This window comes from Stenotrophomonas sp. Pemsol, assembly GCF_003586545.1.
GTDB classification, from domain to species: Bacteria; Pseudomonadota; Gammaproteobacteria; order Xanthomonadales; family Xanthomonadaceae; genus Stenotrophomonas; species Stenotrophomonas sepilia.
In genome coordinates, this window is record NZ_CP025780.1 from 2,130,532 (window position 1) to 2,147,566 (window position 17,035).

General features: G+C 67.5%; 13 protein-coding genes. 7 read left to right on the forward strand and 6 right to left on the reverse strand.

Translation table 11 applies throughout. The features are described from left to right. Positions 1-28 precede the first annotated feature (28 nt). Entirely contained in the window at positions 29-949 is a 921-nt protein-coding gene (locus tag PEM_RS09945; protein ID WP_111127998.1) for a M14 family metallocarboxypeptidase, read from the reverse strand. Positions 950-1,080: 131 nt separating this feature from the next. Here PEM_RS09945 and PEM_RS09950 point away from each other — a divergent pair, with 131 nt between their 5' ends. The 3 genes from PEM_RS09950 (at position 1,081) to PEM_RS09960 (ending at position 5,815) form a co-directional block, all read left to right on the forward strand. After that, entirely contained in the window at positions 1,081-3,162 is a 2,082-nt protein-coding gene (locus PEM_RS09950; protein WP_111127997.1) for a TonB-dependent siderophore receptor, read from the forward strand. A 62-nt stretch (positions 3,163-3,224) separates the two neighbouring features. Beyond that, a complete protein-coding gene (locus tag PEM_RS09955) occupies positions 3,225-4,997 on the forward strand; it encodes a chloride channel protein (protein WP_194441940.1) in 1,773 nt (590 codons plus the stop codon). Positions 4,998-5,098: 101 nt separating this feature from the next. Continuing rightward, positions 5,099-5,815 carry an MgtC/SapB family protein gene (locus PEM_RS09960; protein ID WP_005416969.1) on the forward strand — a complete coding sequence of 239 codons (717 nt, stop codon included), beginning with the start codon at positions 5,099-5,101 and terminating at the stop codon, positions 5,813-5,815. 73 nt (positions 5,816-5,888) lie between these two features. Here the strand turns inward: PEM_RS09960 and PEM_RS09965 are convergent, their stop codons facing one another. Further along, positions 5,889-6,296: a MerR family transcriptional regulator gene (locus PEM_RS09965; protein ID WP_111127994.1), complete on the reverse strand. Its 408-nt coding sequence runs from the start codon at positions 6,294-6,296 to the stop codon at positions 5,889-5,891. A gap of 63 nt (positions 6,297-6,359) precedes the next feature. On the opposite strand from PEM_RS09965, the gene PEM_RS09970 reads away from it, so the two are divergent. Next, positions 6,360-7,187, forward strand: coding sequence for a class I SAM-dependent methyltransferase (locus PEM_RS09970; RefSeq protein WP_111127992.1), 828 nt, complete (start codon positions 6,360-6,362; stop codon positions 7,185-7,187). Positions 7,188-7,267: 80 nt separating this feature from the next. Here the strand turns inward: PEM_RS09970 and PEM_RS09975 are convergent, their stop codons facing one another. The 4 genes from PEM_RS09975 to PEM_RS09990 all read right to left on the reverse strand — a co-directional run bounded on the left by PEM_RS09975 (position 7,268) and on the right by PEM_RS09990 (position 15,028). Continuing rightward, a complete protein-coding gene (locus tag PEM_RS09975; RefSeq protein WP_111127991.1) occupies positions 7,268-7,558 on the reverse strand; it encodes a hypothetical protein in 291 nt (96 codons plus the stop codon). Positions 7,559-7,679: 121 nt separating this feature from the next. Further along, positions 7,680-8,516 (reverse strand): OmpA family protein, encoded by an 837-nt coding sequence (locus PEM_RS09980; protein ID WP_111127989.1) that lies wholly within the window; start codon positions 8,514-8,516, stop codon positions 7,680-7,682. Between the two features lie 61 nt (positions 8,517-8,577). Next, positions 8,578-13,812: a YadA-like family protein gene (locus tag PEM_RS09985; protein WP_119706099.1), complete on the reverse strand. Its 5,235-nt coding sequence runs from the start codon at positions 13,810-13,812 to the stop codon at positions 8,578-8,580. Between the two features lie 235 nt (positions 13,813-14,047). Beyond that, entirely contained in the window at positions 14,048-15,028 is a 981-nt protein-coding gene (locus PEM_RS09990) for a helix-turn-helix domain-containing protein (protein WP_069138320.1), read from the reverse strand. Positions 15,029-15,720: 692 nt separating this feature from the next. On the opposite strand from PEM_RS09990, the gene PEM_RS09995 reads away from it, so the two are divergent. From PEM_RS09995 to PEM_RS10005, 3 genes are all read left to right on the forward strand, one after another. Then, complete coding sequence (locus PEM_RS09995; protein ID WP_005416979.1) at positions 15,721-15,909, forward strand: Flp family type IVb pilin; 189 nt, start codon at positions 15,721-15,723, stop codon at positions 15,907-15,909. 89 nt (positions 15,910-15,998) lie between these two features. Then, positions 15,999-16,544 carry a prepilin peptidase gene (locus PEM_RS10000; RefSeq protein ID WP_111127986.1) on the forward strand — a complete coding sequence of 182 codons (546 nt, stop codon included), beginning with the start codon at positions 15,999-16,001 and terminating at the stop codon, positions 16,542-16,544. Further along, positions 16,541-17,017 (forward strand): TadE/TadG family type IV pilus assembly protein, encoded by a 477-nt coding sequence (locus tag PEM_RS10005; protein ID WP_111127985.1) that lies wholly within the window; start codon positions 16,541-16,543, stop codon positions 17,015-17,017. The genes PEM_RS10000 and PEM_RS10005 overlap by 4 nt, the downstream gene beginning before the upstream one ends. Positions 17,018-17,035 lie beyond the last annotated feature (18 nt).

The window sequence follows — 17,035 nt, forward strand, 5'->3', positions numbered from 1 at the left end:
GTTGCCGGCCAGCGGCCGGCACTACCGGTCAACGATGGGCGAGCGCGTAATCCAGTGCCGCGCACACCGCGGCCACCTGCGCGTCGTTGCACTGCTGCGGGGTCGCCCGGGAGCTGTCCGGGTAGACCTCGGTGGTGGTGGTGAACTTCGCACCGGTGATGCCCGCGCACAGTCCCAGCTTCACCAGCGGATATTCGATCACGCCGTGGGCCACCAGCGGCGAACCGATGATCTCGCCCTTGTCGTCAGCCGGCGCGATGTGGGTGACCTTCTCCACCGCGGCGATCACCGCCTGCTGGAAGGCCGGCTGCGGGTTCTCGCTGTCATCCACCAGGTAGAAGCCATCGGGGATCAGGCCCGGTTCGAACGGCTTGCCGTCACGCGCGGCCAACGCCGGGCGGAACTCGCTCTCGTCGCTGTCGGTGGTCTCGTGCAGGTCGATGTGCAGCACGAACTGACCCTTGATCGGTGCGATCAGCTCGATCAACGCGGTCGACTCGCGGGCCGGGCCGTCGACACGAAAATTGCGGTTCGGGTCGATCGCATCGAAGTTCCAGCGGTTGATGCGCTCGAAGCCCCACGGATTCACGCAGGGTGCCACCAGCAGATTGGCCTTGCCGGCGTAGTCGGCGGCGTGCTTTTCGAGGAATTCCAGCGCGCCCATCACGCCGCTGGTCTCATAACCGTGCACGCCACCGGTAACCAGGGCAGCCGGCAGCGCCGGGTTCCAATCGCGGCTGCGCAGGGCGAACAGGGTGTAGGTCTCGCCAGCGTAGTCGAGCTGGCCATAGGCCACCTTGTCGAAGCGCGGGGCCAGCGCCTCGATGCGCGGCAGCACTTCCTCATCATAGCGACGCAGGCGCTGCTGGCGGCCACGCCACGTCTCCCGTTCCGCCGCTCCCCACGGCTGGCCAGGGGTTCCGACGGGGTAGAAGGCGGCTTGGGACATGGCAGATCTCAGCGAGTCAGGAAGCAATCCCCCACTCTACCACTGGGGGAACAGCGTGAACCGGCGGCGCATTCCATTGGCGAATGGAATCAGCAATAATTCTCATTTACCGCCTTCCACAGCCCGCACCGATGCCCATCCCTGCCCTGCAACCGGCCCGCCTGCCGCTGGCCGCCGCCCTTACCCTGTGCCTGCTCCCGGCCGTCACCGCCTTCGCCCAGGACGGCACCACCACGCTGGACAGCATCCAGGTCTCGGGCAGCTGGCTGGGCACCGGCCTGCATGACAGCGTGAAGAGCTTCGCCGGCGCGCGCACCGTGGTCGACCGCCAGCGCATCGAGGCCAGCGGCGCGGCCAGCCTCGGCGATGCGATGCGCCACATCCCCGGCGTGCAGGTCACCGACAACTCCGGCACAGCGGGCAGTTCGGTGTCGCTGAACATCGGCGTGCGCGGCCTCACCGGGCGCTACTCGCCGCGCTCGACCGTACTGTTGGACGGCGTGCCGCTGGCGGTGGCGCCGTATGGCCAGCCACAGCTGTCGTTCGCGCCGACCAGCCTGCCCAACATCGAGTCGATCGACGTGGTGCGCGGCGGCGGCGCGGTGCGCTACGGGCCGCAGAACGTGGGCGGCATCATCAACTTCAGCACCCGCTCCATTCCCACCAAGGCCGGTCTGCACGGCGAAGCCGGCATGCGCTACACCGCCTACGACCGTGGCGGCGGTGACAGCACCCAGTACAACGCCTTCCTCGGCGGTACCGGCGACAATGGCCTGGGCGCGGCCCTGCTGTACTCCGGCCAGGATGGTCGCGGCTGGCGCCGGGGCAGCGATGACCGCTTCAATGATCTCGCGCTGAAGTTCGCCTACGCCATCGATGCGCAGCAGGAACTGCGCGCCAAGCTGTCCTACTACGATGTGCGCTCGCTGACCCCGGGCGGCCTGACCCGCACCCAGTACGAGGCCGATCCGTTCCAGAACACCCGCCCCACCGATTTCTGGAAGGGCCACCGCACCGGCGTCGACCTGGGCTACACCAACACGCTGTCGGCCAACAGCGAGTTCGAGGTACTGGCCTATTACAACGAAAGCAGCCGAGCCAGCTCGCTGATCAACGCCGCCAATACCCAGCTGACCGTGCAGCCGCGCGACTACCGCGTGCTCGGCATCGAGCCGCGTTACACCCAGCGCCTGCACTGGGGCAGCAGCGTGCATGACATCACCGCGGGCTATCGCTTCCTGCGCGAGCGCGGCAACGACCGCAGCTACACCGTCACCCGCCGCACCGGCGTGGCCAGCGCCACCACCCGCTTCGACAACGCCACCGATGCGCATGCGTTCTACATCGACGACCGCATCGCGATCGGCCAATGGCGGATCACTCCGGGCGTGCGCATGGAATGGATCGACATGGACCGCCGCCAGGCCGGTGGCGCGGCAACCTTCAGCAGCCGCAACGACAAGGCCTTGCCCTCGCTCAACATCGCCTACCTGCTGACCCCGCAGCTGACCGTGTTCGGCAACTACACCACCTCGTTCGGGCCGGTGCAGAACATCCAGCTCAATTCGCAGACGGCCAACAACCCGCTGAACCCGGAAATCGCCAGGACCACCGAGCTGGGCGCGCGCTGGCAGGACGGCGCCCTGCGCGCGGAAGTGACCGTGTTCAAGATGCGCTTCGACAACCAGATCCTGCAGGTGCCGGGAATCACCCCGCCGACCTTCCAGAACATCGGCGCCACCGACCACAAGGGCGTGGAGAGTGCACTGGAGTACCACTTCGCCGAGGACAGTGCGCTGGCCGGGTTGGAGCTGTACGCCAACTACACCTGGACCAAGGCGATCCAGCAGTCGGGCGACAACCGTGGCCTGGACGTGCCGTTCTACTCGCGCGACACCGACAGCGTCGGCGCCCGCTACGCGCTGGCCGGCTGGACCTTCAATGTCTCCAGCACCCACCAGAGCGGCCAGTTCTCCGATGCCGCCAACACCTGGGAAGAAACCGCCGACGCGCGCGTGGGCCGCGTGCCGGGCGTGCGCCTGTGGAACGCGCAGGTGGCCTGGCAGGTGCCGGGCCTGGGCGACAGCGAGATTGCGCTGGGCGTGAACAACCTGGCCGACAAGCGCTGGTACACCCGCAACGTTGATGGCAACGCCGGCCGCATGGTGGCCGCGCCGCGCACGTTCTACGTGCAGGGCCGCTACCGCTTCTGAGGCGGTAGCCACCCGATGCGGTGACGGTGGCGCTCACGGTGGCGGCGTATCATGCCGCCACCATGTCACTGCCTGTTTCGCCATCGCGCCTGCATCTGGCCTTCCAGGGCCTGCGCCTGCGCCTGCGTGGCAGCGACCTGTGGTTCATCGCGCTGGCGTTGCTGGTCGGCTTGATCGCCGGCTACCTGACCCTGCTGCAGTCGGGCATCGCGCGCTGGCTGCAGGGCACGCTGTATGGGCTGGACGACGGTATGCGCCTGAGCTCCCTGCCCTCGCTGACATGGACCGCGCTGCTGGTGCTGCCGCTGGGTGGCCTGCTGGTCGGCCTGGTCAGCCTGGCCGCGACCCGGCTCAAGCGGCCCCTGCTCGATGCGGTGGAAGCCAATGCCCTGCATGGCGGCCGCATGTCGATGCGCGACAACCTGATCGTGCTGACCCAGACCCTGCTGTCCAATGGCTGCGGCGCCTCGGTGGGTCTGGAGGCTTCGTATACGCAGATGGGCGCCGGCAGTGGTTCGCAGCTGGGCCGGGTGATGCGCCTGCGCCGCAATGACGTGCGCATCCTGGTCGGCGCCGGTGCCGCCGGCGCCATCGCCGCCGCCTTCGGTGCGCCCTTGGCTGGTGCCTTCTACGCCTTCGAGATCGTCATCGGTGCCTACACGCCGGCCGCACTGGCACCGGTGGCAGTGGCTGCACTGGCCGGCGCGTTCGTGGCCGACCAGGCTGGCATCGAGGCCTACCTGCTGCCTGCCGCTTCGACCATCGACGTGCGCGCCGCCGACTACGCCATCTACGGCCTGCTCGGCTGCTGCTGCGCGATGGTCGGCATTGCCATCATGCGGCTGATCGCCTCGATCGAGGGCACGGTCAAGCGCAGCCCGCTGCCTGCCTGGGGTCGGCCGGTGGTCGGTGGACTGCTGCTGATACCGCTGGCCCTGGCCAGCCCGCAGGTGCTGTCGTCCGGCCACGGCGCGCTGCATCTGGACCTGACCACGCACCTGCCGCTGATCTGGATCGGCGGCCTGTTGACCCTGAAGTGCCTGGCCTCGGGCATCTCGCTGGGCTTCGGCTTCCGTGGCGGCCTGTTCTTCGCCTCGCTGTTCATGGGCACCCTGGTCGGCGCGCTGTTCGCCGGCCTGCTGGCCATGGCCACCGGCGTGCCGGTGGTCGACGCCACCTCCGCCGCGCTGGCCGGCATGGCGGCGCTGGCCGCAGCCGTGGTCGGCGCGCCGATGACCATGGCCATGCTGGTACTTGAAGGCACCCACGACTTCCTGCTGACCAGCGTGGTGATGAGTGCGGTGCTGGTGTCCAGCACGCTGGTACGGCAGTGGTTTGGTTATTCGTTCTCGACCTGGCGCATGCACCTGCGCGGGGAGACCATCAAGAGTGCCCGCGACGTGGGCTGGGTACAGAACCTCAACGCCGGGCGACTGATGCGCAAGGGCGTGGCCACCGCCCCGTCCGACCTTGACGCCGAGGCGTTCCGACAGCGCTTCCCGCTGGGCTCGGGCAGCCGGGTGATCCTGATCGACAGCGAGGGCCACTACGCCGGCATCGTGCAGATTCCGCGCGTCTACAGCGACGGCGTGAAACCGGAGACGGCGATTGGCGAGCTGGCCGAGAACCGTGACGTGTCGCTTTCGCCGTCCGCGGACGTGGTCAGCGTGATGCAGCGCTTCGACCAGACCCAGGCCGATGAACTGGCCGTGGTCGGCGCCGACGGCCAGGTGCTGGGCGTAGTGTCCGAAGCCTTCGTACGCAAGCGCTACGCCGAGGAGCTGGACAAGCGCCAGCGCGAACTGATGGGCGAGCGCGTCGACGACACCGACTGACCCCGCAAAAAGGGGACGGAGGGGATTAAGTCGCTTCTGGCACTTTCGAAATCCACGCATGGCGTGGATCTACTGTCACCTCGACCGGGTAGACTCCGGCCATGCGCTTCATTGAGACTTTCCAGGCAGGTCCCTTCGCCGACACCGTGGTCAGCCTGCTGGCCGCCTTCGTGCTGGGTACGTTGATCGGTGCCGAGCGCCAGTACCGGCAACGCACCGCCGGCCTGCGCACCAATGTGCTGGTGGCGGTCGGCGCCGCCGCCTTCGTCGACCTCGGCATGCGCATCGCCGGCAGCGCCGAGGCGGTGCGGGTGATCTCCTACGTGGTCTCCGGTGTCGGCTTCCTCGGCGCCGGCGTGATCATGAAGGAAGGCATGAACGTGCGTGGCCTGAACACCGCCGCCACCCTGTGGTGCTCTGCAGCGGTCGGCAGCTGCACCGGCGCGGACATGCTGGCCGAGGGCGTGCTGCTGACCGTGTTGATCATCGCCGGCAACACCCTGCTGCGGCCGTTGGTGAATGCCATCAACCGCATTCCGATCAACGAGGCAGCGACCGAAGCCACCTACGAGGTGCGCCTGAGCGTGGATGCCGACGCCGTGCCGCGGGTGCGCGAGCGCCTGGTCGATGCGCTGGAAGCGGCGCAGTATCCGGTGGGCGATGTGCAGGTGGTCGAGCATGCCGACGCGCCTACCGATGTGATCGCGGTGCTGGTCAGTACGGCCGTGAGTGCCGATGAACTGGACGTGGTGCTGGCACGGATGGAGCAGGTGCCGGGCGTGCTGCATGCCACGTGGGAAGTCAGTACCCGCGATTGATTCATCCACGCATGGCGTGGATCTACCGAGTTCGTGGTGCAGTAGATCCACGCCATGCGTGGATGCGCTTCTCTCACCCACCCGTCATGCGCTGCTGTGCCCGCAGCAGCTTGCGGAATGAACCGCACTGCCGCGCGTCCTGCGCTTCCGGGCAGGCCGCTGCGCGCTGCAGGTGCCGGCGCACCCGCTGCAACCGGGTGATCTGCCGCTGCAGCACCTCGGCTTGTGCCAGCAGCGCCTCGCGGTCGAGTGAGATGCACCCCTGCTGCGACGGCAGCGATGCACCGATCTGCTGCAGCGACAGCCCGGCCGCCTGGCCCAGGCCGATCAGCGCCAGCCGTTCCAGCACCTGCGCGTCGTACTGCCGGCGCAGGCCGCGGCGCCCCAGCGCCTGCAGCAACCCCAGCTGTTCGTAGTAGCGCAGGGTCGAGGCCGGCACGCCACTGCGCTTGACCACCTCGCCGATATCCAGTTCGCGCACGGGCTTGACCTCAAGTGACCTTCAAGCACCAAGCTATGGGCAACTACCCGGCGAGGCAAGGCCATGGCAAGCACATCTCCCATTGATCAGAACGCCCTGTGGAACGGCCCTGGCGGCCAGGCGTGGGTTGCGCAACAGGCTGTTCTTGACGGCCTGTTCCAGCCGATGGCTGACCTGCTGGTCACCGAACTTCCTGAGACCGCTACCGAACTGCTCGACATCGGCTGCGGCACCGGCGCCAGCCTGCTGGCCGCGGCCGCAGCGCGTCCCGCGGCACATTGCACCGGCCTGGACATCTCCGCGCCGATGCTGGCGCTGGCCCATCAGCGCGCCAAGGCGGCAGGACTGGATGCGGACTTCATCGTGGCAGACGCGCAGCGCCATCCGCTGCCGCCCGCGCACTTCGACTGGATCCAGTCGCGGCTGGGCGTCATGTTCTTCGAGGACAGCCAGGCCGCGTTCGCCAACCTGCATCGTGCCACGACACCGGGCGCTGGGCTGCGCTTCATCGCGTGGCGCAGTGCCGGGGAGAATCCGTTCATGACCACCGCCGAGCGCGCCATTGGCGATGAACTGGATCTTCCGCCCCGCGTACCCGGCGCACCGGGACAGTTCGCTTTTGCCGATGGCGAGCGCGTGCAGCGCCTGTTGCAGGCCGCCGGCTGGAATGACGTGGAAGTGGTTGCGGTGGACCTGCCCTGTTCGCTCGCCCGCGAAGACCTGCCGACCTATGTCGGTCACCTGGGACCGTTGGGACTGGCCCTGCGATCGATGCCGGAAGCCCGCGCCGCAGTGCTTCGCGAAAAAGCAGTGGCCGCATTCGCGCCGTTCATCGAAGGTGACCGCGTTCGCGTGGATGCCGCCTGTTGGTTGATCCGCGCCCACGCTTGAAAAAAGGGGACGGAGGGGATTAAGTCGCATATGCCCCGGTTGTGCCGGAAACGACTTAATCCCCTCCGTCCCTTTTTTTGCTAGAGGGCCTCGCCGGCGTCGGCCAGGCGCGATTCGATCAGTGCATACCACTGCTGCAGCACGTCGATCAGCATGTCCAGCTCGGCATCGGTGCGCTGTGCGCGGCCACTGCGCAGGCAGGCCTGGGCTTCCTGCAGCTGGGCCAGGAACCCGGCCACGGTATCGGCCTGCAGGATCAGGCCCGGCAGGCGCCGCCCGGGGATGCGCACCACGGCATGGTTGCCGAGCTGGCCATACACGCTGAGCGTAGCTTCCGTCTTCATGGAGAGGGGCAGGGATTGGGCATTCATCGCGTGCACCGTTTGGAAACCTGAGCCGCAGGCAGGCGTGGACGACGGGGGAGACGTTGCCACGCCTGCCGGCGGTCAGGGGGGACTCGGGATGCCGGGGCATCGCCCCGGCGCAGGAAGGTCAACGTGGCTGTGCCATCCCGGCGATCTGCACGCGCCGGTTCGGCGCCAGGCAGGCAATCAGCTCGCGCCGGTTGCGCTGCTCGCACTGCACGATCGGCTCGGCCGCACCGCGTCCTTCGGCACTGATGCTGGCTGCAGGCACGCCCCCCTGCACCAGGGCGTTGCGCACGGCATCGGCGCGGCGCTGCGACAGTGCCTGGTTGTAGCTGGCGCTGCCAATGCGGTCGGTGTAGCCGGTTACCTTGATCGACTGCACCTGCGCGGCCTCGCGTACCTGCGCCAGGATGCCCTGCACCGCCTGCTGGCCTTCGGCGCTGAGTACCGCGCTGTCGAATCCGAACAGCGCGTCGGCCGACAGCCGCAGGGGCTGCTCCGGCAGCGGTGCCGGTGCCAGCGGCGCTGGTGGCCGCGGCGGTTCGAGCACGGCCGCGCACGACTCCGGCTTCCAATAACCGCCCTGCGCGATGCCCTTGCTGTCGAAGCGCACCTGGAACTGGCAGGTGAAGTACTCCGCGCCCTGCGCGGTGCGGAAGTTGAACAGGTAGTTCCACTCGCGCACGCCCCACATGCCTTCATTGAAGTGCGGCGTGCCCAGCAGCGTGTACAGCTGCCGCTTGCTCATGCCCGGCGCGAAGCGGCGCAGGTCGGCGACGTCGGGATAGATGCCTTCCTTCAGCGAGGCCCTGGAGGCCTCCGGGAAGTGCACGGCGGTGGCTTCGGCAGGACCGTCGGCGGACGGCGCATGGCTGCGGCAGGCGGCCAGCAGGCCCATCCCCAGGATCAGGCCCAGCGTGGCGGCATAGTGGCCGGCGCGGGCGATGCGATGCTGTTTCATGTCGTTCCCCCTGTAGACGTTTCCGCGATGCCGGGCCGCGGGTGCGGCCCGGCGGCGGTGATCACCACTGGATGCCGGCACCGACGGCCACACCGGCCTCGCCACGGCTGTTGGTCGAACCGCTGAACTTGTAGATCCAGCGGCCGCCTTCGGAGACACCGGAGATACCGACCGCCACGCCCGATTCGCCGTTGTAGCTGCCGGCGGCGATCGAGGCCATGCTGCGGCCCGCCTCGCTCGGCTGCGGCAGCGCTGCGGTGGCCATCGCCGAAGCGATACCGGCCGAAGCACGATTGTCGGTCTTGCGCAGGTCGCGCTCGAAGCCGCCCATGCGCTCGTCGGTGTAGGCCTTGGACCAGTCCAGGGTCTGCGCCATGCCCGACTTCAACTGGTCCACATTGACCGCGTCGGTACCGGCGGTGCCGGCGGCAACGTTGCGGACCGTGGTCGGGCCGCTGCTGGTGCTGCCCAGGGTGACACTGTTGTAGTTGGTCGCGCCGTTCACCGTGGTGTCGTAGCGGATCGTGCCCTGCTGCGAAGCCTGCAGCTGGCGCACGTTGACCGCATCGGTGGCCTGCGAGCCGTCTGCCACGTTGACCACCTGGCGTTCGGCACCGGCGGCACCGACAGAGACCGTGTTGGCCCGGTTCGCGACCGAACCCGCACCCAATGCCACCGAGTTGTCGGCCTGCGCCTGCGAACCATTGCCCAGCGCGGTCGAGTTGGCACCGGCGGCGGTGGAGCCTGCGCCGCCGGCGGCCGAGTTGGCGCCGCTGGCGGACGGATCGGCCAGGTTGTTGGTGTTGTTGGCGCGGAAGCTGCCCGCCACGTTGGTGATGTTCTGGATCTTCTGGTCGGTGTACTTCTTCGACTCGTCGATGGCGTAGTTCACGCCGTTCTTCAGTTGGCCGACATTGGTCGCGTCATAGGTGTCCGAGCCATCGGCTACGTGGGTGATCTTGCGTTCGCTGCCACTGCTGCCGACCGAGACCTCACCGGCCGAATTGCTGGCACCGGTCTGCCCGTAGGCGCCGGTGTAGCCGCTCTGTGCACCGACGCTGGCGACCGAACCGGCACCCAGCGCCACGCTGTTGCCGGCACTGCTGCTGGCACCGTTGCCGACCGCCACGCTGTTCGCACCGGCTGCGCTGGCCTGCGGGCCGACCGCCACCGCTTCCGCACCAGCCGCGGTGGCTGCGGCCGCCGTTGAGTTGACCGCCAGGTACGCACTGCCACCACCGCCATTGGTGATGCGCTGGTTTAGGACCTTCAGCGAGCCGTCGACAGCGGTGAAGGCGGCGGTGACGTTGTTGTAGTCGCCGCTGGTGAAGGTGCCATCGGTGGCGATGCTGGAGATGCTGAACGTCGGCGCGGTCCACACGTTGGTGGTGCCGTTGTAGGCGGTGGTGCCGCCGAAGTAGGTGGCGATGGTGCTGTTCGTGCTGAACAGCTGGTCGCCGGTGATGGCATCACTGCTGCCAGCCAGGATGCTGCCGGCGGCGACGTTGGTGATCTTCACCGCGCCGGTGCCGGTACCCGTCAGGGTCACGCTGTTGAGCACGTTGCCACTGCCATCGACGTCGTACTTCACGGCCAGCTTGTCGATCTCGCCGGTCTGGTCGGCAACGTTGGCCAGCGAGTTGCTGACTGCATCGAACGCGGTGCCAACATCGTTGTAGCTGCCCTTGGTCACGGTGCCGTTGGCGGCGACGTTGTTGATCGAGTAGGTCGGTGCGGTCAGTACGCCGTTGGCATCGACCGCGGCACCACCGCCCAGATGGGTGGCTACCGCCTGGTTGGCGGCAAACAGCTGGGCACCATTGATGGCCTCACTGCTGGTGGCACTGACCTGGCCCGGGCCAAGGTTGCGCAGCGTGGTTGCCGTGCCGGTCTGGCCCAGCGTGGCGCTGGCGTAGTTGACACTGCCGTCGGCGTTGAGGTCATAGCGCAGCGCGCCCTGTTCCGATGCCTGCAGCTGGCCAACATTGACCGCGTCGGTCGCAGCAGTACCGGCTGCCATGTTGGTGACCTGGCGCTCGGCACCGGCCGCACCGATGGACACGCTGTTGGCACGGTCAGCCAGGCTGCCGGCACCCACCGCGATACTGTTGGCGGCAGTGGCGCGGGCGTTGGTACCGACCGCGATCGAGTCGGCGCCGGTGGCCAGCGCCTCGGTACCGGTCGAGTTCACCCGCAGGTACTTGGTGCCACCGTTGCGGATGTCGGTGATCTGCGTATTGAGGTTGACCAGCGAGCCATCGACTGCGGCGAAGGCATCGGTGGCATTCTCATACAGGCCCTTGGCGATGGCACCACCAGTGGAGATCGTGCTGATCTCGAACAACGGTGCAGTAAAGATGCCGCTGGCCGGATCGAAAGCCGCACGACCACCGAAGAAACTGGCGATGGCACTGTTGGTAGCCGCCAGCTGGCCGCCGTTGACCGCCTCCAGGCTACCGGCGGTGACCGCGCCGGCGGCAAGATTGCCGATGGTGGTGGTGCCGGTGCCTGCGCCGAGCGTGACCCGGCGATAGTTCGGGTTGCCCGAGCCGTCCAGGTCATAGGTGACCGCTGCGGAGGCCACATCGTCGATCAGACTGATGGCGCCCTTCAGCTGGGCCACGTTGACAGCATCGGTATTGGCGCTGCCCGCGGCAAGGTTGGTGATCTGGCGCTCGCCGCCACCGGCCGTGCCCACCGACACTTCGCCGGCCGAGACCTGGGGTGCGGTGAGGCCGTACGCGCTGTAGCTGGCCTGAGCGCCGCGCAGTGCAGCGGAGCGGTAACCCAGCGCGACCGAGTTGGCCTGGTTCGAAGTGGCTTCGGCACCCAGCAGGGTCTGTCCGTTGGCGGTGCCCACGGCACTGTCACCGACGACGACCGAGTGGCCCATGCGGGCGGCATAGTCGGCCGTCGGCACGCCGGTCGGATTGCTGGGATCGTTGACGCCATCGCCGGGGAAGGCGACATTGGCATCGACCTTCGGCAGTTCATGGCGTGCATTGGCACCGATCACCACTTCCTTGGACCCGTTGGCGAAGGCGCCATCGCCCATCAACACCTGGTAGTCCTGTGCCGCGTTGACCGCCCAGCAGGAAATATCGGCCAGCGCGATGTCCAGGCACTTGGCCGCCCACGCCGGCGAGTCGGTTGGCAGAAGGAGGCCCAGCAGGCCACCGGGATTGCCGTTGTTGATGTTGTAGATGTAACTGTCAGAAGTCACGCCACCGATCAGGGTCAGGTGCGAGCTGCCGCCCGTGGCTGCGCCGCCCAGGCCATTGAGCGTGCTGCCGACCGGCGACAGGTTGACTACCGGCAGGCCCAGCACATTGACCGTCGAATAGGTCTGCATGACGTTGGCGTTGCTGAGCTTGAGATTGCCGTTGCTCAGGTAGCCGTTGCCGCCGAACAGGCTGGTGGTGGTCGGCCCGATCAGCTGGCCGACATTGCCGACCAGGCCACCGGTGCCGATGATCAGGCCAGCATTCGGATCGGCCGGCGCGGGCGCCTTCGGGCTGGTTGGCGGAATCGCCGAGGGTTGGGTCAGGCCGAGGCTGCCCAGCGTGCCTCCCACCAGGCCACCCACGGCGCTGCCCAGGTTGCCGACGGTGCCATTGAGATTGCCGTTGAGCAGGTTGCCCACCGCGCTTCCGACACTGCCCAGCACGCCGCCCAGGTCGCCGGTGGGGCTGCCGGTGGTGCCGTTGAGAATGCCGCCCACGGCGCCGCCGACCTGGCCGACGGTGCCGTTCAGTGCGCCGCCCACTGCACTTCCAACGGTACCGACAGTGCCGTTCAGAGCACCGTCCACGGCGCCGCCAACCTGGCCGACTGTGCCGTTCAGAGCACCACCAACTGCGCCACCGACTGCGCCAACCGTGTTGTTGAGCGTGCCGCCCACGGCGCTGCCGACCTGGCCGGCGGTGCCGTTCAGTGCGCCGCCCACTGCACTTCCAACGGTACCGACAGTGCCGTTCAGAGCACCGTCCACGGCGCCGCCAACCTGGCCGACTGTGCCGTTCAGAGCACCACCAACTGCGCCACCGACTGCGCCAACCGTGTTGTTGAGCGTGCCGCCCACGGCGCTGCCGACCTGGCCGGCGGTGCCGTTCAGTGCGCCGCCCACTGCACTTCCAACGGTACCGACAGTGCCGTTCAGAGCACCGTCCACTGCGCCGCCGACTGCGCCTACCGTGTTGTTGAGCGTGCCTCCCACTGCGCCGCCAACCGTGCCGACTGTACCGTTCAGCGCGCCACCCACCGCGCTACCAACTGCACCCGCGGCACTGTGAAGCGTCCCACCGACAGCACCCACCGCACCACCCACCAGGTTGCCGACGCCCAGTGCGCTGTGCTGCGCCGCGACGGTCGCCTGTCCGGCCAGCTTCAGGTTGCGATCGGCCACTACCTCCTGGCCGTCCGGCGCCTGCACGCGCACCTTGCCGGCGACGCCGGCATCGAACGCGGCGCTGATGGCACGATCATGGGTTTCACCCGGCAGCTCCTCCTTGGCCGGCAGCGTGACTGCCGCCGTCGCCCGGGCCTGGCCCTGCCCTTCGATGTGATGGCCAGCGACCGCCAGATGCGTGTCGGCCTTGCCGTCGACGGTGGCTTTCAGCCCAGGCAGTGATCCGGCGGCTGCACCGCTGAGGCCGGCGGCCGCCCGGGCACCCGTATCGATCGAAGCGACCTGGCGGCCAGCGATGCCGACCTTGGCCCTGGCGCGCGCATCGGCAGCGACGCCCAGCGGCGCCTGGGCGCCGGGCGCAACGTGCGCAGCCAGCGATGCATCCACCTGTGCCGCCCTGGCCGCAGCGTTGCCCACCCCAACATTGGCGCGGACATCAGCCGCCAGCGCCGGCACGGCCACTTGCTTCGGCACGGTGTTAGCTGCCAGCTTCACCTGCACGGTGGCCGGCAACACGTCAGGTACCAGCGGCAGCGACGTGGTATTCAACTGCAGGCCCAGACGAGCATCCGCACTGATTGCGGGGCTGTTCTGCGCCTGCCGCGCGGCGGCAGCCAGGGCCACCTCCGCGTCAACCTTGACCGGCATCGGCTGCGCATACTTTGCCGCGAGTGCTTGCAGGTCACGCAGCGATTGATTGGTTTCCGAGGCCCCAGCGTGACCGCTGGCCAGCGCACACAGCAGTGCCAGCGTCAGGCCCGTGGGCATCAGCAGGAAGGCGCGCGGATCGCGTGCGGCGCTGCCGCCGCTGTCGCCGGTGGCCAGTTCCGAGGCCACAACCAGAGCATTGAGCTGGCGGTTCCATACACGCCGGTAGATGCGGTTCATGAGCATTTCCCCCGTAGGCGAACAACTGGAATGTCAGTGGACTTGCCGCTAGGCAGGTGACTGACATTTCAGCGGTTGCAACGAGGGCGGTGCACTTCAATCCGGCACGGCAATCGCGCATTCCGGCAAATCCACGGCCGGAATCGGCAGCCGGCTATGCATAAGCGGCAACACGATCGGCAAGCGGATACGCAATTCCGGCATAAACACCGCAAAAACCCTTGCCGGGCCTGGATCAGGCCGGTTGGCCGATCTGCGCGGGTGCGCGCATCAGGGTGTCGCGCGGCAGTTCGCCGAATACCTTGCGGTAGTTGTCAGCGAAGCGCGACAGGTCCCACAGCCCGCAGCTCAGGGCGATCGCCTTCACCGAGCGACGGCTGGAGTCTGCCATCGACAGGCTGCGGCAGGCCGCGCACAGGCGCAGCATGGAGAGGTAGCGGTTCGGCGAGGTTCCAAACAGGTCCTCGAACGCATAGCGCAGGCCGCGCTCGCTGACGCCGGCGGCATCGCAGATCTCGTTCATGTAGATGTTGCGACGCAGGTTGAGCCGCATGAAGTTCTCTGCACGCTGCGCGATCAGATAATGCGTGCGCCGCGCACGGGTGCAGCCCGGGCGATCCGCCGCACCGGCGCCCAGCAGGGCCTGCACATGCTCATGCAGCAGGTTCTCGGTTTCATCCGGCTGCAGCCCTGCCCCCTGTCCCAGCTGCAGGTGCAGCTGCTGGTAATGGCGCGCCAGCGGCGTGGCGTCGCTGGCCAGGTTGAACAGCGAAAGTGCCTGGCCAGCAGGTGGCGTGCTGCGCAGGCTCAGTTCGGTCAGCTTGCGCTGGACGCGGGCCACCGGCACCAGCATCAGGGTCATGTGCGTGCCCGGGCTCAGGGTGAACTCACTGATGCCCTCCGGCATGATCGTCAGCGCCATGCCCGGCGCGAGCGGCACGCCGTGGCACCAGCTCATCGTTTCATCGGTGGCGTGCAGGTACCCCAGCATCGCCCAGTCCGGCGGCAGCATGAAACGGCCACGGCAATGGAAGCCGCAGCTGATGCTGCAGAACAGGGCTTCCTCGTGCACGCGCGAAGCGAACGCCGCCCGTGGCCCGTTGCCATCCAGCAGCAGCAGTTCGACATCACAGACGCGAAGCACGCCGCTCAGCGTGGCCAGGTCTATGGACCGAAGGCCGCTGTCGTCGCTGTCCTCTACCCCACCATCGACCATGACAGTGTTGTCCCCCCGTTGATCCGCCATCCGTTGCGGCCCCCACTGCCTGACAGGGCGCGCAACGATCCAGAATCCATTTCCGTTGCCACGCCGGCGGCGCCGGCGTCGATGCGATCGTACAAATCAATGCAAGAGCTTGAATGCGAGTATGCCCAATAATCGGCAAAGGTAAACCCGCGGCCCGGCATGATGAAAATGGATACACAAGTGAAGAAAATGTCGGAGCGGCTGGCACGGTTTTCGCATGGACCACAAAGCGAATCACATTATCTGCACGACAATGAATCGTTTTGCGTGCGAACGGATTTTCGTCACAGAAACCATCTGAAATTTTCAGGCTTCCGGGGTTTCTGCCGAATTTGCATATAGGTTCCGGTTGCAGCCAACCGCCATTCAGGCAAAGTCGACATTACGGTGATCCGGCCACCTGATCTGGCCGCACCCAGGGGGACAGCATGACCACGCACGCATCACTGGATGCCTCGACCACCGGCCCCGGGCCGTCCGGTCGCGACCGTGCGGCCGATGTCCCGCCTGGAAACGATCACCCTGCTTGAGCACAGCGGGCCAGTCCCGCCGTGCCTCCTCCGCCAGGACGCGCGGAGGCCCACGGACGATCCCGGCGGAGCCGGGCCACCGCCCAACGCAGGTGTACTGCATCCGCAGACAGGTAGAGGGAGACATTGGTCATGAACGCATCGATCCGCAAATTCCTGAAGGAAGAAGACGGCGTCACCGCGCTCGAGTACGGGCTGCTGGCTGCCGTCATCGCTGGCGTCCTGATTGCGGTCGGCAACGACCAGATCAAGGGGTTCTTCGAAACGCTGTTCAAGAACCTCTCCGCACTGGCCACCAAGGCGTCGGGCTCGACGACCTGAGCGGCGACCGCGCGCGGCCGGCAGGGCCGCGACGGCGGGGCGCATGGAACCAGGCGAAGACCGTCCAGTGACGGACGATGGAGTGTGCGATGACAGTGCTGGGATTGTTGGCCATCGGCGTCTGCCTGCGGATCGCGATCAGTGATCTGTATGCCCGTCGGGTGCCCAACACCTGGCTGGTCGCCGCATGCGTGATCGCCACTTCGGTGATCGTGGTCGGCCAGTTCAGTGCGCCGCGCCAGCCGTGGCTGCCCCACCTGGCCGGCGCGGCGATCGGCCTGTTGGCGCTGCTGCCGTTCCATGCCCTGCGCTGGATGGGCGCCGGGGACGTGAAGTTCTTCGCCGTGGTGGGCCTGATGCTGGGCTGGCAGGCGCTGCTGCCGGTCTGGCTGGTAGCGAGCCTCACGGCTGGGTTGCATGCCGTGCTGGTGCTGGCCGGTCGCCGCCTGGGCGTGCTGCTGCCCGGTCACCTGCAGATGCAGGTCAATCGCACCAGCACGCAGTGGCAAGCGCATCCGGTGCTGCGTGACATGCAGGCCGCCCGCCAGGGACGGCGTGGCATTCCCTATGCAGCCTACCTGGCACTGGCCGCCATCGGCTGGGTGCTGGCCAGCATCTACGGAGGTGCACCATGAACATCCGCAGCCCACGCCTGCAACGTGGTGTCGCCAGCATCGAGTTCGCCCTGATGCTGATGCTCGGCCTGTTGCCGCTGCTGCTGTTCACCTTCTCCGGGGTGATGATCATGGCGGCGCAACAGACCCTGGCCACCGCCTCGGCCGAAGGCGCGCGCGCCTCGCTGCGCTACGGCACCGCCAGCGAACGACGCACAGCCGCCTGCGTCGCCGCACGCACCTCGATGCAATGGTTGCTGCAGTTTTCCAGGCAGAACGTGGACTGCAGCGCGGGGGGCGGCAACGCCATCGTGGTGTCGGCACAGGCGCCCTGCGCCGGTCTGGCCACGGCCCAGTGCATGACCGTGACGGTCAGCTACGACTACGCCAACCATCCCTTCCTGCCCGGCACCGCCACGCTCTACAAGTGGGTGATGCAGGCCCCCATCCGCAGCGTCGCGGTCGCGCAGCTCGATCTCGGCAGCGGCAATTGATGATCGGTACTTTGGAGA

Excerpts from the sequence above, each read along its gene's own strand:
- PEM_RS09950 (WP_111127997.1), top strand. The coding sequence starts at position 1,081 with ATGCCCATCCCTGCCCTGCAACCGGCCCGCCTGCCGCTGGCCGCCGCC.
- PEM_RS09955 (WP_194441940.1), top strand. The coding sequence starts at position 3,225 with ATGTCACTGCCTGTTTCGCCATCGCGCCTGCATCTGGCCTTCCAGGGC.
- PEM_RS10005 (WP_111127985.1), top strand. The coding sequence starts at position 16,541 with ATGAACATCCGCAGCCCACGCCTGCAACGTGGTGTCGCCAGCATCGAG.
- PEM_RS09990 (WP_069138320.1), bottom strand. The coding sequence starts at position 15,028 with ATGGTCGATGGTGGGGTAGAGGACAGCGACGACAGCGGCCTTCGGTCC.
- PEM_RS09995 (WP_005416979.1), top strand. The coding sequence starts at position 15,721 with ATGAACGCATCGATCCGCAAATTCCTGAAGGAAGAAGACGGCGTCACC.
- PEM_RS09945 (WP_111127998.1), bottom strand. The coding sequence starts at position 949 with ATGTCCCAAGCCGCCTTCTACCCCGTCGGAACCCCTGGCCAGCCGTGG.
- PEM_RS09980 (WP_111127989.1), bottom strand. The coding sequence starts at position 8,516 with ATGAAACAGCATCGCATCGCCCGCGCCGGCCACTATGCCGCCACGCTG.
- PEM_RS09985 (WP_119706099.1), bottom strand. The coding sequence starts at position 13,812 with ATGAACCGCATCTACCGGCGTGTATGGAACCGCCAGCTCAATGCTCTG.
- PEM_RS09960 (WP_005416969.1), top strand. The coding sequence starts at position 5,099 with ATGCGCTTCATTGAGACTTTCCAGGCAGGTCCCTTCGCCGACACCGTG.
- PEM_RS09970 (WP_111127992.1), top strand. The coding sequence starts at position 6,360 with ATGGCAAGCACATCTCCCATTGATCAGAACGCCCTGTGGAACGGCCCT.
- PEM_RS09975 (WP_111127991.1), bottom strand. The coding sequence starts at position 7,558 with ATGAATGCCCAATCCCTGCCCCTCTCCATGAAGACGGAAGCTACGCTC.
- PEM_RS10000 (WP_111127986.1), top strand. The coding sequence starts at position 15,999 with ATGACAGTGCTGGGATTGTTGGCCATCGGCGTCTGCCTGCGGATCGCG.